Below are 15,129 nucleotides of genomic sequence, written 5' to 3'. Positions count from 1 at the left end.
GTTCAGCATGGATCCGGGATTACCAAGCGTAGCCGCCCTCCATGAATGCCATGGACGACAACAAGCCGCCGTTCGCGAACGGCGGCTTGCGTTGTCTTCGATCAGGTCATGAAAGGGAAGGGACCGTGCTCGGACGGACCGCTTTCGCCGGCGGGACGTTCGGATGCGGCGCGGCAGCCGATGATTTTGCGGCTGTCGTATTTTCTCTATAAATTAGTCCGGCAATTAGACCGGCGATTCGTCCAGCAGCCGTTTGTGCTCGAATACATACGCCAAAATGTCTCCGATGGAGTGCTTGCCCGCCATGAACCGAGCGACAAGCCGCCGGGTTGCGGCGGCTTCCGTCCAAGGGTTGGCTGCCGTCAGCACCTGAATGGCGTTATCGAAGCGCTGGAAAAACGCGATTTGCGACTCCTGCGCCGCCTTGAGTTCTTCTTCGCTCGCGCGAATGGCCGACGACTCCGGCTTCCGTTCCTTAGCGGCCGCGGACAAAGCTTGGCGCATCGCCTCGACGTCGAGGTCGGTGCAGTAAGCCGGCGTTCCGGGCTGTTGGCGCCACGATTCGTCAAGACCGCCGGCATCGACCGGATCGAACCCGGCCTCCGTGACCAGCCGGAAGACGATCTCCTTCGCCGCGTCGTCGTCGCCGGATACCGGAAGCGCGAAACGGTTAGGCGTCAACGACTGGATTTCCTGCGTTAAGTTATACCAATTCGTCGCATTGAACGCTTTGACGACCGGGCGCTTGATTTGCTGCTCGACCCAGCGGCTTTCGGGCATTCCCTGCTCAATGGGCGCGATCAGACCGTCGCGGTGCAGCGGATAATAATTGCCGGTGTCGACGACAACCGCTCCCGGAGCAGCGTGATCCAGAAATCCCGCCGGCAAGTCGGCCGCGCGCTTCTGGGGAATGGAGAGGACGACGACATCGGCGCCTTGCGCCACGTCCTGGACCGTAGCGGGCGTTGCGCCGATTTCTGCGGCTAGATCGCGCAATGCTTGGGAATTGCTCGAATTGGCGATGGACACGTCATGCTTGTTGCGGGCGAAAATCCGCGCCAGGTTACTGCCGATATGTCCCGTTCCGACGATTGCGATTTTCATGATTTACAGCCTTCTCTCTCCGTTTATTTGTCGGCCACCATTTATGTGACTGCAGTCAGTATACTCCGGTCAGTTTTTGTCTGTCAATTCCCCCGATCGCTTTGACGAACTTTTCTTTCATGGGTTAAATTGCGAGGCAGAAAGGGGCGGGAAGCAATTTAGTGTTCTATTTCTTTTCTTTCATCGCGAGAATTGGCTTGGTTATAGTTTGAGGCGAAAAAACGGCGTAACGGGCGCGCGCAAAATAGAAGCCATGCTTGAAGGGCAGCGCATGCGACAAGATTGACAGGATGGGATACCTGCGAAAGGGGAAGGAGTACGGGCGAGCGTGTTGGGAGGAAGAAATAAAAAAGGCGATATGCAGGAACGCATACCGCAAAATGAATCGTGACCTCTTTTATCATACAGATCAAACAAATTATGTATACTCGAATTCAACGCATCGAAAAGTGCTTGACAAGTTCTATACTAGTGAGAAAATCACAATTTGCCGATTTAAAAGAATCGACGAAGACTTCGCGTACGAAGTCGATGAGGAGACTTGTAAGAAAATTGTAATGAAACTGAAATGTGCGCTTTAACTTGTCTTAAGGTGAAGGAGCTATACTGGAACTCGACCCCCCTTTAGGATATATACCTTAGGCCCGCAGCCCGTTGCTGCGGGTCTCTTTTTTGTTTTGCCGACAACAACGTAGGCCCGTCCGCATCCCGCTTAGATTGCGAGGGGGCAATTTGGGATACGCTATTGGAAAAGGAAGGAATCGCCTACTCTTGGACAAACGGATCGGCTGACGAAAACAGAAACGCCATACGGATGGCCCGATCCATGCCGGCGCCGCAAAATGAGTACGGAGGACGAATTCATGAGGAAATCAGCAGCTATGCCGTAGACGGTTGGCAATTAGTAACGGGTAAGCCGTGAAATAGCTTGACATCAAAACGCGATATAGTATGATGAAGCTAACTAAATACGTTGAACTTTCTTATCAAGAGCAGGCGGAGGGACTAGCCCGATGAAGCCCGGCAACCGACATACCTTTTCGTTACGAAGGCATGCACGGTGCTAATTCTTGCGGAAACGCTGAACGAAGCGAATCCGAGAGATAAGAGCGAGGATCCGACTTTGTCCGTTCATGACCTTTCTCTTACTCCGGAGAAGGTCTTTTTTTGTTTTCATCATCCATTTCACCATCGTAGAGGAGGAGCAGACATGCCCATCATGATTCCCGCCCGCGCCGCGACGGAAGAGACTGTCGCCCATGACCCGCGTATTCGTCCGCTTCAGGCTGCCTTGCCGCATGTGCACGAATCGGCATGGGGGCTTGAATTCTTGCGCAAATGCAGCATTACCCGCATCGAATGCTTTCAATTCGGCGCGAAGCCATTCGGGCGGGAGGCGGATATGCGCGGGCTGATCGCGCTCTCCACGAATACGGGCATCGTCGGCTTACAGGAATTCGCGGTTCCGCGCAAAAGCCTGAAGGGCGATTTGGTGATGTGGGCCGCGCCCTTTCAGCGGATGAAAGGCATGAACATGGCGGAAGGCATCCGCTTCCCGCAGCTGAAGAAAGACGTCTGGGGAACCGAGCGCGTTGCGTTCATCGAATCCGCGTTCGTCGATCTCATCGACAAATACGGCCGGAAAGGTAACGAGGGCGAGGAACGGAGCGATTATCTGGACCGAGCCTGGTTATTCGAGCATGCGCAAGCGTACGTCGCGTTTTAAGCCGGTGAGTCAGCGACTTCAAGATGCGGACCGCGGCCGCGGCGTACATGGATTGCTCGCCCGGCGGAACGCCGTCCGCGGGTTCAAGCAAGCCGGAGGCCGCGATCGCTTTGCCGGCGGCCGTCAGGCGGAAGCAGCAGGCGTTCAACGAGCGGATGGCCGCGGCCTGCGGGGAAAGGGGCTTGCCGTTCGCGCCGGTGGATCAACGAACGGCCTGCCGCCGACCGGCCGGCGGCAGCGCCGGCAAGCAGCCGCCGGCCGGTCGGCGGTCAGCGAAGGACGCATCATCGCGTACCCCAAGGGTACGCGTTTTTTAGTTGGATTGACGCTGCGGGGCCGCATGCCCGGATAGGCGATCCTTACCATGAAAGCGATTTACAGAAGGTTGAACGTATGCCATACTACTAAATGAAAATCTGGCCTTGTCCATCATTCGCGGTTTCGATTCGGGAGGGAGTACGTGCATGATCGCCGGCTATTGGAACCGGGTGCGGCTGCTGCAAAAATTGATTCTCGTCGTCATCTTGTTCTTGATCATTCCCGTCCTGATCATCGGCTACGTTTTATTTTCGGCCAGTCTCTCGCTCGCGCAAAAGGAAGGACGCGAGATGCTGGAGAAGGTGGTCTATCAGCTGAACGAGAATATCGAATACCGGATCATCGGGTATCAGAATATCTTGATGCAGCTCTCGCTCGATTCCGGCATTACGACAACGCTTACGCAGCCTTACCGGTCGCTCGAAGAAGAAGTCATGGGCCTGCAGCAGATCAATTCCGCCGTCAGCCGCATCCGCTCTTATTTTCCGATGAAGACCATTCAGTTCTACAAGAGCAACCCGAACCTGCACGAGGACGGAGGAACGGTGTTGAACCTCGAGCGGGCGGAGACCAAGGATTGGTATGCCGATATGAAGGCCGGGAACCAATCCTTCTATTGGTATTTCAACTGGAAGGACGATCATTCCGAGCCTTCCCTCTATCTGAGCGAATGGCTCGTGGATTACATATCGAACGAGAAGTACGGGATCATTCACGTGGAAGTGTCGAACCGGGCGTTGTTCGATCAGATCACCAATCCGCTGGCGCTCAAGAAGGGCGGCTTCATGGTCTTGGACGAACAGGGCAGGGTGCTGGCGAATTACTTGGATCCGCAGGGGGGCACCGACACGGTCCGGCCCGCCTATCTGGAACGCGTGTACGACGCGAAGCAAGGCTGGTACCCGGCAAAAATCAAAGGCCAGCAAAGCCTGGTCGTATACGAGACGAACCGGCTGGGCTGGAAGGTCGTGACCGTCGTCAGCCAGCAAGAGCTGTGGCAGAAGCTCCGGCTGGTGAAGCAGGCGGCGGTCTCCGTCAGCATCCTGTTCGTCGTGCTGACCGTCGGCGTGCTCGCCGGGTTCGGGCTGCGAACCACCAAGCGCCTCAACTTCCTCATCCGGAGCATGCGCAGGGTACGAAGCGGGGATCTGGGACTCACCATCAAAGTACACCGCAAGGACGAGCTCGCGGATCTCGAAACGGAGTTCAATACCATGTCCATGCGTCTGGATCAGTCGATGGAAGACATCGCCGAAGCCAGGAGCCGGGCGGAGAGGGAGAAGCTGAACCTGCTGCAGGCGCAGATCAATCCGCATTTCCTCTACAACACGCTGGCGCTCGTGAAGAGCATGGCCATGGACGTCGGTTCCTCCGAGATCAGCGGCACGGTGGACGCGCTGGCCAAGTTTTTCCGGCTGGCCCTGAACCGCGGCGTCGACGTCCTGCCTTTCAGGGACGAATTGGAGCATGTCAAAGCCTATCTGGAGATTCACGAGTCGCGGTATCCCGGCAGGCTGACCGTCGCGTTCGACGTGGAGGAAGCGGCGCTTTCCTGCGACATCGTCAAAATCACCTTGCAGCCGATCGTGGAAAACGCGCTGCTGCATGCGTTCGTGCATACCGGCGGAAGAGGCAGCCTGACGATCTCCGCCGCGCTGCGGCAGGAATCGCTGTGCATCACGGTCGCGGATAACGGCTCCGGCATGACGGAGGAGCAGCTGCGGGAGCTGCTGGAGAACGCGGACGGCGCCGGCGAGCACGGCGGATTCGGGATCTATAACGTGAATGAGCGGTTGAAGCGCCATCACGGCCAGTCGTATCGGCTGCTCATCCGAAGCGCGCCCGGGGAAGGGACCGCGGTTCAGCTGTACATCCCGCAGCAGAAGAGGCAGGCCGCGGCGGCAGGCTAAGAGGGGGGTTAACATGGAGATGAACGTGTTCGTGGTCGACGACGAGGAACGCCAGCGCCGGTCCATCGTGAAGCATACGGCATGGGAGCGGTATCGCATGCGGGTGACCGGCGAATGGGAAAGCGCGGACGAAGCGCTTGCGGATGCCCGGCAGCGGCAGCCCGACCTGCTCATTACGGACATTCGGTTGCTGGGCACGGACGGCTTGGAGCTTGCTTCCCGCATGCGAACGATCAATCCCCGCATGCGCATCGTGATGGTTACGGGCTACGAAGAATTCCGCTATGCCAAGACCGCGCTCGATATCGGGGTCGATGCGTTCCTCGTCAAGCCGATTCTATTCGACGAGCTGCATGCCGTCTTGGACCGCATCTATCAAGAGGAGCGGGCGAAGCGACTGACGACCCGGGAAACGACGGAGATGAAGGAGCAGCTGGATGCCTTCAAGCCCATCGCGCAGGAGCAATTCGTTCAGGAACTCCTGCACGGTCTGGTCGTCGGCGAAGCGGCCGCCCGGTCGCGAGCGGATGCGCTGGGCCTCTTCGCGGCCGAGGGTCCGCGGTGCGCGGCGACGATCGTCGTCCAGGGAGACCGGGCATCCTCGCTTCCGATGGAGGAGCGGCTCCGCCGGGAGAGGAGCAGGCTTGAACGCGCCGCGCAGGCAGCCTGCGGTTCGCTGCTGGAATTACGCACGACGTCGCAGCGCGGAAATATCGTGCTGATTCTGCAGGGCGGCGAAGCCGGCGAGTTCGAACGGGATACGATGCGGTGCGTGCTGCGCATCGGCGAGGAGATCGAACGCCTGGGGATCGACAACGCGCGGATCGGCATCGGACCGCCTGCCGCGAAGCTTGGCCAATTAAGCGAAAGCTTCCGGCTGGCGCAGCGGGCGGTCAATCTGCGGCTCATCGGCTGCGACGAACGGGTCTACAGCTGGAAGATGCTGATGGAGCAGGGAGCCGGCCTGGCCAAGAGCCTCGAGGAGCTGACCGACGACTTTTACGAAATGCTCGGGGCGGGAGACAGCCAGAACAGCTTGACGCTGCTGGGAGAATTGCTGAACTGCCTTGCCGCCCATGTCCATATGCAGGGCACGGAGCTAAGAAGCTACTGCATGCGTCTGATTAGCGGTGCGTACCGGGCGGCATCCGAAATCGGCGAAGCGCATCGCCGATTCGGCTCGGAACGGAAGCTGTGGGAGCAGCTTCTCGAGTGCCGGGAGGAGCCGGAGCTGCTGCAGGAGACCGTCCGTATTCTGCGGGACGTTAGCCAATTCATCGCGGAGCGGAAGAAGAGCCACGCTCAGGTCGTGGTGCAAAAAGCGATCGCGTACATGAACGAACGCTTCCATGAGAATCTGTCCCTCCGCTCGGTCGCGGAGTCGGTGTTCTTGAGTCCCGGCTATCTAGGGGCGCTCTTCCGGACGGAGCTCGGCACTTCGTTCACGGATCAGTTAATCCGCATTCGCATTCAGCGAGCCAAGGACATGCTGCTGCGTCCGGAGCTCAAGCTGTATGAGGTGGCGGAGCGCGCCGGCTATCAGAACATCGGGTATTTCACGGGCTTGTTCAAGCGCGTGACCGGTTACAGCCCGAAGGAATACCGTGATTTTCACGGCTATACGCAAGCGGAATAAGGTCGCGACGAAGGGCGGTGCTCCCATGGCACCGCCCTCTTTGCCGGCTTGAAAGCATGAAAGCGCGAGAGCAGCACTTATCGTTCGATCGGATAATTGTAACCGCTTTAACTCTCGCTTATAGTCAAGGAAGCGCTGCAAGAGGAAGAGAAAGGAGACCGATTCATGAACCGCCTATGGACGTTGAAGCAGAAAGGCTACCTCCCGCTGTACGCCTTCGTGCTGCCGGGAATCGTACTGATCGTTCTGTTCAACTACATCCCCATGTTAGGGCTGCAAATGGCTTTCCGGGATTATAACTTCACCGACGGCGTTTGGGGAAGCCCGTGGATTGGCCTGCGGAATTTCAAAGAGTTTGCGGCAAGCCACGATTTTTGGAAGGCAACCGGCAACACGCTCCTGCTTACGTTTCTCCGGCTGCTCTTCGTGTTCCCGACCACGATTGCCGTCGCGCTGCTCATTAACGAGATCCGGGCGTTCCGCTTTAAGCGGCTCGTGCAATCGCTCAGTTACCTCCCGCACTTCGTATCCTGGATCGTGGTGATCGGATTTCTCGACGCGTTCCTGTCGATCGACGGCGGAGGCGCGAATTCGCTGCTGCGCAGCCTCGGCATGGAGCCGATCGCGTTCATGGGGTCGGAGACGTGGTTCCGCCCGATATTCGTGGCGAGCAGCATGTGGAAGGAAATCGGCTGGGGCACCATCTTGTATCTGGCCGCCATCTCCGGCATCAATCCGGTGCTGTACGAAGCGGCGGTCATGGACGGGGCCGGCCGGTTCGCCCAGATGCGCTACATTACGCTGCCGAGCATCGTGCCGATTATCTCGATCGTCCTGATCTTGACGGTTCCGGGACTGCTCAGCGTCGGGATCGATCAGATCTACGCGATGATCAATCCGGCCAACATGGGCGTGGCGGAGGTCGTCGATACGTACGTGCTGCGGCTGGGCATCGGACAAGCGCAATATTCGCAGACCACGGCCATCGGGCTCGTGACGAGCGTCATCTCCGCCGTGCTGCTCGTGTTCAGCAATCTGCTATCCAAGCGCATGGGCGGCGACAGCTTATGGTAGGAAGAGGGTGAACGCATGGGACGTTATACGCTGGGGGAACGATCCTTTTCGATCGGCAACGCGCTGTTATTGACCGTCTTCGCCTTTCTATGCGTCTATCCGTTCTGGTATATCCTGATTCTCTCCCTGAACGAGGGGCGGGATGCGAGCCTGGGCGGCATCTATTGGTGGCCGCGGCTCTTCACGCTGGACAATTACCGCGTCATGCTGTCCGACAATACGATTCTGAACGCCTTCTGGGTCACGGTGAAGCGGACCGTCATCGGCACCTTCGGGTCGCTCTTGATTACGTCGCTTGTCGCCTTTGCCTTATCGCGCAAAGAACTGCCGGGCAGACAGCCGCTCTTGTTCGTCTTTCTGTTCGTCATGCTGTTCAGCGGCGGGCTCATTCCGTACTACATTCAACTCATGCATCTGGGGCTGATCAACAACTTCTGGGTATACGTGCTGCCGTCTCTCTTCAGCATCTGGAACATGTTCGTCATGAAAACCTCCTTCCAAAACAACATTCCCGAAAGCGTCGTCGAGTCGGTCAAGCTTGACGGCGGAGGTTATCTGCGGATCTATATCCATATCGTGCTGCCCTTCTCCATGCCGCTCTTCGCGGCGCTGGGCTTGTTCACGGCCGTAGGGCAATGGAACGACTGGTTTACGGGCGCCTTCTTCGTCAACGACATTCAGCTGCAGCCGCTGCCTACCTACTTGCAGCGCATGCTGAGCACGATCGAGGCGAGCCAGATGATCAGCTCCAGCCAGATGACGACGATGAATCAAACCCGCTTGTACAATCCGGATGCCATCACGCCGAAGTCCGTGCGCATGGCGACCATCATGATCACCGTTCTGCCGATTCTGGTCGTGTATCCGTTCGTGCAGCGCTTCTTCGTGAAAGGCGTGCTGATCGGCTCCGTCAAAGAATAACGCCGGCCGTCCGCGTACCAGGCGGGCGCCCGGCCGCCGCCGCGGCGGCAAGGATCCTGCCGTCCCGCGCCGCGCCCGGGCGTTCGATTGATGATATAGATGTAGGCTCGCGCGATACGCGATCGATACGCGATTTCCGAATAGGGGGATATTGGACATGAAACAAGGATGGAAGCGCGGCGCCAAATCGGCGCTGGTCATGACGGCCGCCGCGGCGATGATCGCCGGCTGCTCGGGGAAGGGCAACGAGGCGCCGGCGGCGAATAACGAAGCGAACGCGAATACGGCCGCCCCGGCGGAGAAGACGCATTACAATTTGTACGCGCCCGCGATGACGACGCCGATCAATCTGGACGGTCCCATCACGCAGGAAGTCATGAAGCAGTCGGGGGTGAATTGGGACAAGGTCGAAATCGGCAACGGCGGCGACTTGTCGCAGCAGATCAACCTCAAGCTCGCGGCCGGCACGTTCCCGGACGCCATCATTCTGCCTTCCGACAGTCTCGTCTGGTCGCGTCTGATCAACGAGAAGAAGCTGCTCCCGCTCGACGATTATTTCAACCAGCCCGACAAGTATCCGAACCTGGCCAAGATCGATAAGCGCATCGTCGATTATTGGCGGGCGAGCGACGGGCATATCTATTTCGTGCCGTCCGCCTACGAGCCCGTGATCGACAATCCGTCCGCGTGGCAGGGCAACGCGCAAGGCTTGTGGGTGCAGAGCTCGATCCTGAAGAAAGCGGGCATGACGGCCGACGACCTGCGGACGCTGGACGGGTTCGAGAAGTACCTGAACGCCGTCAAAGGCATCAAGGACGACAAGGGCCGCGCGATGATCCCGCTGTCGCTCGGCGGGGAGAATTTCGCCGGTCTCGAGATCGTCATGTCCATGTTCGGCGTCCGGAGCACGGACAACGGCTACAACGAACAAGCGGACGGCACGGTCGTGCCCGACTACAAGCTGCCCGGCTTCAAAGACGCGTTCGCCTGGCTGAACCATCAGTACTTGAACGGCCTGCTCGACCCCGAGACCGCCTTCCAGAAGAAGGATCTGTTCAAGGAGAAGGTCAACAATCTGCGCTTCGGCGCGATGCTGTTCGGCGGCTGGGACAATCCGAACGTCACGACGCTGAAGAACCGCAATATTCCGGAAGCCATCACCTACAACGCGCTCGAGAAGCAAGGGTTTCCCGACGGCTGGTTCGATCCGGCGCCGCTTCCGGCCGTGCAAACGATTAAGCCGGCCCAATACGCGAATTACAATCCGTTCGGGACCAACGGCACGGGCATCAGCGCGAAGATCAAAGACCCGGACCGGCTCATGAAGGGCCTCGACTGGATGCAGACCAACGAAGCGTTCGTCCTGATGGAGTACGGCCCGGAGAGCATGGGGGCCTATAAACTGGAAGACGGCGCGGCGGTCGAAAATTACGACGTCTTCCGCGGTCCCAAATTCTGGGGCGGCGACAACGGCGGCATGGCAAGCGTGACGCAGTACGGCTTCTGGTGGTGGAAGAATCTCGCCAGCGTCGGAAGCTCGCATATCAAGACGATGGAATCGCCATGGCCGGCCTACAACGCGATGCTGTACAAGGCGGAGGAAATCAATCACAAGCAGGGCACCTTCGGCCTGACGCCAAAAGCCGCCCGCATCAAGCCGACGATCGGCGGCACGGTGGAGAAGTACGGTCCCGTACAGAGCGATATCCGTCTGAAGTATTACGCGAAAATGCTGCTGGCGAAGAACGACGGCGACTTCGAAGCCGCCTATAACCAGTTCCTGAACGAGATGAAGGTCCGCGGCCACGACGAAGAGACGATCGCCGAGTTCAACAAAGACTATCAAGCGTACAGCGACACGCCCGCGGGCAAAATCACGGTCGATATCAAAAAGACGCTCCCTCGCAACGTCTATAGCGACAAGCCGGCGATCATCGGGGAGTAGAAGAGGTGGAAAGCAAGCCATGAATCAGGCCATGAATCAGGCACAAACGGCGTATCCCAATCGCGTGAACATCATTAATTTCATCCGCGGCTTCGAGCCGCGGGACCCCATCGACCTGGTCGAGCCGGTCAAGGAACAGCTGTCGCTCGTCCAGCGGCACGGCCTGCCGGCGACCTGGCTGCTGCAGTACGACGCGCTGATCAACCCCGCCTTCGCCGATCTGCTGCAAGACGCGGACGACGCGCAGGAGATCGGCGTCTGGTTCGAGGTCGTGCAGCCGCTGGCCGAGAAGGCCGGCATTCCATGGCGGGGACGATTCGCCTGGGACTGGCACGCGCACGTCGCCTTCACGGTCGGCTATACCCCGCGGGAGCGGGAGAAGCTCGCGGATGTCCTGATGGAGGATTTCCGCGCCCGCTTCGGTTATTATCCCAAATCCGTCGGCTCCTGGTTCCTGGATGCCCACGCGCTGGCTTACTTATCGGATACGTACGGCATCACGGCTTCGTGCAATTGCAAGGATCAATGGGGAACCGATGGTTACACGCTGTGGGGCGGTTATTACAATCAAGCCTATTACCCGAGCCGCCTGAACGGGTTCATGCCGGCGCAGACCGAAGCGTGCCAAATCCCGGTCCCCGTGTTCCGCATGCTGGGGAGCGATCCGATCTACCAATACGATGCGCGGCTTGGCGGCAACGGGCAGAGCGTCATCACCCTGGAGCCGGTGTATTCGGGCGCGGAGGGCGGCGGCGGCATTCCGCGGTGGGTCCGGTGGTTCTACGACGTGAACTTCCGTCCGGAGCAGGTTTCCTTCGGCTATACGCAGGTCGGGCAGGAGAACTCCTTCGGCTGGGCCTTGATGAAGGACGGTTTGATCGACCAGGTGGAGGAGCTTGCCGCCCGGCAGGCGAAGGGCGAGCTGCGCGTCGAGACCTTGGAGGCTTCCGGCCGCTGGTTCAAAGCGGCGCATCCCGTCACGCCGGCCTCCTCGATCAGCGCGCTTACGGATTGGAGAGCAGAAGGGCGCCAATCCGTCTGGTATTACAACCGGTATTACCGGCTGAACCTGCTGAACAATGACGGCGAGCTGTGGATCCGCGACATCCACCTCTTCGACGAACGTTACGAGGAACGGTATTTAAGGGAGACGTGCCCGGATCGCTACAGTCATTACGATACCCTGCCGGTCGTAGACAGTGCCCGGTGGAGCAGCGGGGATAAGCCGGCCGGTCTTCGGCCCGTCGCTTACGACGGCGAAGGGCAGGCCAGGCCGCTCGCCGTCCGATCGGTGCAGACGGACGAATCGGTGCCCGGCGAGCTCATCGTTCGGATCGACGTTGAAGACGGAGAAACCCTCGTTATTCGCTGCTCGGAACGGCAAGTCGTCTTTGCCGCAAGCCGGCCGGACTGGGGACTGGAGATTCGATGGGGCGATTCCGCCGAATTGCCGGACATGAAGCTGGGATCGGATGCAGTCGGCTATGCGTTCCGCGATCATCCGTACCGGGTTCAATTCATCGGCGCGCTGCCGCCGGCGCCGATTCCGCGGGAGCGAAACGGACAGGCGCAAGAAGCCGCCGAAGAAGGGCTGGCCGCGTTTGCGGACGGCATCGCCTGCCGAGCCTTGGGGCGGGAACTTGCGCTGCGTTTTTTGAATTTCCAAGCGCGGTCATGATGGATCGATCGTCCTAACCGGGCTGCCCTATCGGGCGGGCCGGTTTTTGGTTGCGGCGGCGATCGCATGCCTGGATGAGCGATGCGAACGGCCGAATCGCTTGGCGCCGAAGTTCGGCGGTCCGAGGATAAGGCCTGCCCATTTGGCAAATCCTGTGAAGGTGAACCGCACGACAGGCGGAGTTTGATCGATTCAAGCTCCCGATGGAGGAGAGAGACCATGGATCGTTTGCGCAAAACGAAAACCGGCATCATGCTGCTGGCGGCCCTGATGATCGGCAGCGTCTTCGGACCGGTCGGGGCTTGTGCCGCGCCGGACAATGAGCCGGGCACTGAAGCGACGTTGCGCGTGGCGGCGGCGCCGAATTCAAGCCGAACGGCCGAGACGGCGCTGGGCAGTCCCGACGCCGTGCTGAAGATGCTGAACAACGGCGTTCGCATCCGCGCGCCTTATCTCCCGGTCTCGGATACGTACCTCTCGGTGAGGACGGGCGGGGTCAGGCAGACGCTTACGGTGGATCGCAACGGCTTCGCGTACGACGGCGAACAGGGCGAGATGATCATCCTGCGGCGGCCGGACCGGCTGCTGCTGAAGAAGCGGGTCGACGAGCTGCGGGGGTCGTATTACGGCACGCTGCTGTCCTGGGATGACGCAAAGTCGCGCATTCCGATGTCGTCGACGTTCGCGCTGACGGATTTGGAGACGGGCAAGACCTTCCGGGTCCAGCGGCGGGCAGGCAGCAGCCACGCGGATGTCCAGCCGTTGACGCGGGAGGACACCGAGATTATGAAGGACATCTACGAGGGGAAATGGAGCTGGAAACGAAGGGCGGTTCTCGTCGAAACCGGCGATGCGGTGCTGGCCGCCTCGATGCACGGCATGCCGCACGGCGGGGACGGCATCCCGGATAACGGGTTTTCCGGGCATTTTTGCGTGCATTTTCTCGGCAGCACGACGCATAAGTCGCGGAGCGTCGACCCGGAGCATCAGCTCATGGTTTATAAAGCGGCGGGCAAGCTTACCGGCTATATGGGGACCATGAACCCGGATGTGCTGGCCGCCACGTTTTTCAAAACGTACAATCTCAAGGAACTCCCGGCGGCCAGAATGCTGTTCGTCGATCCCTACAACGAGTCGTTGGAACGGCTGCTGAGCAAGGCGGAGCGGATATCATCCGATAGCAAGGCGGGCAAAGCGTCGAGCGTCACGGAAGACGGCCTCGTGGCGGAGCGTTCCGAAGCGGTGAAGCTGCACGCCGCCGACAACCGGGTACGGCAAGCGAGGTTCGTGCTCCGACTAGTCCGCGGGACGCCCGCCGAGCCTTGGAAGATCGAGTCGCTTGCGGCGACGGACGGCAAAGGCCGGGACTTGCTCGAACGGTAATGGGCAAGGACTTGCTCGAACGTTACGGCTGGGAGGATTTGATTGATAGCCGTTTTATCCTTTGCCTCGCCGCGCTCGGCTTGTTATGATCGAGGTACCGTAAGGATGCGGGAACGAAGCATGAAAGAGGCGAGGACCTATGATCGACATCACGACCGAGCTCGTGCGCGGGCTGATCGACCGTCAATTTCCCGAGTGGAAGGACTTGGCGCTGAAACCCGTCGAGAAGAGCGGACACGATAACCGGACGTACCGGCTGGGCGACGACATGACGGTACGCCTGCCGAGCCATGAACGATACGCTTCGGCGGTTGCGAAAGAGCTGACGTGGCTTCCCGTCTTCAAGCCGCTGCTCTCCCTTCCGATTCCGGCTCCCGTCGCGGAAGGGAAGCCTGACGAGGACTATCCGCTTCCGTGGTCCGTCAACCGTTGGATCGATGGCGATACCGTCACGCATGCCAACGTGCGCGATCTGAACGAATTTGCCGAAGACCTGGCCGGGTTTCTGAAGGAATTGGAAGCCATCGACGCCACGGGCGGCATTCCGGCCGGCGTGCAGAACTTCCACCGCGGGGGAGACTTGTCCGTCTACGATTCGGATACCAGAGCCGTCATCGGGCAGTTGGGCGATCCGTACGACCGGAAGCGCTTCGCCGAAATCTGGGAGCTGTCCCTGGCGACCCGCTATGAAGCGGCGCCGGTATGGGTGCACGGCGACGTAGCCGTAGGCAATCTGCTGGCGCGGAACGGCCGGCTGTCCGGGGTGATCGACTTCGGTACGATGGGAGTCGGCGACCCTTCCAGCGACTTGGTGATGGCGTGGAATTTCTTCGACGCCGCCAGCCGACAAGTCTTCCTGAGCGGCATGCGCGCGGATCGAGCCGCCGTGGACCGCGCGCGGGGCTGGGCGTTATGGAAGGCCTTGATCACGTACGCCTGGAACGAGCCGGGCTCGGAGGCTTCCAAGTGGGGCAAGCGCGTCATGGATGCGATCGCGCAAGACTACAAATCGCTTTAAACGGGCGCCCTCCAATAAGCATCGTAATCCTAACCGTCCGCGGCGCGATCCGCGCACCGATCGATTAAATCCGCCATTTTGGTCTTACCCCCGTCAAGTAGACAGTGAAAAAAACGAACTATGCAACGGCCGTCTCCCGGTAATCAACTGGGGGACGGTTATTTAATTTTTTCTGAAATCTGTTGTAGTTGTAAAATGCGATGTATTCTTCAATCGCCGTGTAAAGCGACTCAGCCGTTTTGGGGCGAGTAAGATGAATTTTCTCTGTCTTCAGATGTGAAAAGAAAGATTCTATACAGGCGTTATCATGGCAATTTCCACGTCTGGAATGGCTCGCAATCATCCCATATTCCTCTAAGCGCTTGTTATAGTGATGGGTTGTGTATTGAAATCCTTGGTCTGAATGCAGCATAGTG

12 protein-coding genes and 1 riboswitch are annotated in these 15,129 nt (G+C 59.2%); of the genes, 10 read left to right on the top strand and 2 right to left on the bottom strand.

The genetic code is table 11. From position 1 onward, the window contains the following. Nucleotides 1-41 precede the first annotated feature (41 nt). Nucleotides 42-212: a hypothetical protein gene (locus tag BMZ79_RS34660; protein WP_256252564.1), complete on the top strand. Its 171-nt coding sequence runs from the start codon at nucleotides 42-44 to the stop codon at nucleotides 210-212. 13 nt (nucleotides 213-225) lie between these two features. On the opposite strand, the gene BMZ79_RS04885 is transcribed toward BMZ79_RS34660, so the two are convergent. Further along, entirely contained in the window at nucleotides 226-1,104 is an 879-nt protein-coding gene (locus BMZ79_RS04885; protein WP_090637179.1) for an NADPH-dependent F420 reductase, read from the bottom strand. Between the two features lie 980 nt (nucleotides 1,105-2,084). Beyond that, nucleotides 2,085-2,214: riboswitch (SAM riboswitch) on the top strand. A gap of 100 nt (nucleotides 2,215-2,314) precedes the next feature. Between BMZ79_RS04885 and BMZ79_RS04875 the strand changes: the two genes are divergently transcribed. The 9 genes from BMZ79_RS04875 (at nucleotide 2,315) to BMZ79_RS04830 (ending at nucleotide 14,713) form a co-directional block, all read left to right on the top strand. Continuing rightward, the gene (locus BMZ79_RS04875) at nucleotides 2,315-2,830 is read left to right on the top strand and encodes a hypothetical protein (RefSeq protein WP_090637175.1); all 516 of its coding nucleotides are present in this window, start codon (nucleotides 2,315-2,317) and stop codon (nucleotides 2,828-2,830) included. Between the two features lie 464 nt (nucleotides 2,831-3,294). After that, entirely contained in the window at nucleotides 3,295-5,058 is a 1,764-nt protein-coding gene (locus BMZ79_RS04865) for a sensor histidine kinase (protein WP_090637171.1), read from the top strand. Between the two features lie 13 nt (nucleotides 5,059-5,071). Then, the gene (locus BMZ79_RS04860) at nucleotides 5,072-6,694 is read left to right on the top strand and encodes a response regulator (RefSeq protein WP_090637169.1); all 1,623 of its coding nucleotides are present in this window, start codon (nucleotides 5,072-5,074) and stop codon (nucleotides 6,692-6,694) included. A 165-nt stretch (nucleotides 6,695-6,859) separates the two neighbouring features. Beyond that, nucleotides 6,860-7,768 carry an ABC transporter permease gene (locus tag BMZ79_RS04855; protein ID WP_090637167.1) on the top strand — a complete coding sequence of 303 codons (909 nt, stop codon included), beginning with the start codon at nucleotides 6,860-6,862 and terminating at the stop codon, nucleotides 7,766-7,768. A 15-nt stretch (nucleotides 7,769-7,783) separates the two neighbouring features. Beyond that, a complete protein-coding gene (locus BMZ79_RS04850; protein ID WP_090637166.1) occupies nucleotides 7,784-8,689 on the top strand; it encodes a carbohydrate ABC transporter permease in 906 nt (301 codons plus the stop codon). 157 nt (nucleotides 8,690-8,846) lie between these two features. Beyond that, the gene (locus tag BMZ79_RS04845) at nucleotides 8,847-10,634 is read left to right on the top strand and encodes a type 2 periplasmic-binding domain-containing protein (RefSeq protein WP_090637164.1); all 1,788 of its coding nucleotides are present in this window, start codon (nucleotides 8,847-8,849) and stop codon (nucleotides 10,632-10,634) included. A 19-nt stretch (nucleotides 10,635-10,653) separates the two neighbouring features. Next, nucleotides 10,654-12,312, top strand: a complete 1,659-nt coding sequence (locus tag BMZ79_RS04840; RefSeq protein WP_256252563.1) for a hypothetical protein — start codon at nucleotides 10,654-10,656, stop codon at nucleotides 12,310-12,312. 219 nt (nucleotides 12,313-12,531) lie between these two features. Continuing rightward, a complete protein-coding gene (locus tag BMZ79_RS04835) occupies nucleotides 12,532-13,695 on the top strand; it encodes a hypothetical protein (RefSeq protein ID WP_090637162.1) in 1,164 nt (387 codons plus the stop codon). A gap of 139 nt (nucleotides 13,696-13,834) precedes the next feature. Further along, nucleotides 13,835-14,713: an aminoglycoside phosphotransferase family protein gene (locus BMZ79_RS04830; protein WP_090637160.1), complete on the top strand. Its 879-nt coding sequence runs from the start codon at nucleotides 13,835-13,837 to the stop codon at nucleotides 14,711-14,713. A 118-nt stretch (nucleotides 14,714-14,831) separates the two neighbouring features. Here the strand turns inward: BMZ79_RS04830 and BMZ79_RS04825 are convergent. Next, the coding region (locus BMZ79_RS04825) for an IS3 family transposase (RefSeq protein WP_143088895.1) at nucleotides 14,832-15,129 on the bottom strand (298 nt) is incomplete at its 5' end.

The organism is Paenibacillus sp. UNC496MF, from assembly GCF_900113915.1.
Taxonomy (GTDB): domain Bacteria; phylum Bacillota; class Bacilli; order Paenibacillales; family Paenibacillaceae; genus Paenibacillus_Z; species Paenibacillus_Z artemisiicola.
This window is presented reverse-complemented; position numbering and strand designations above follow the sequence as displayed.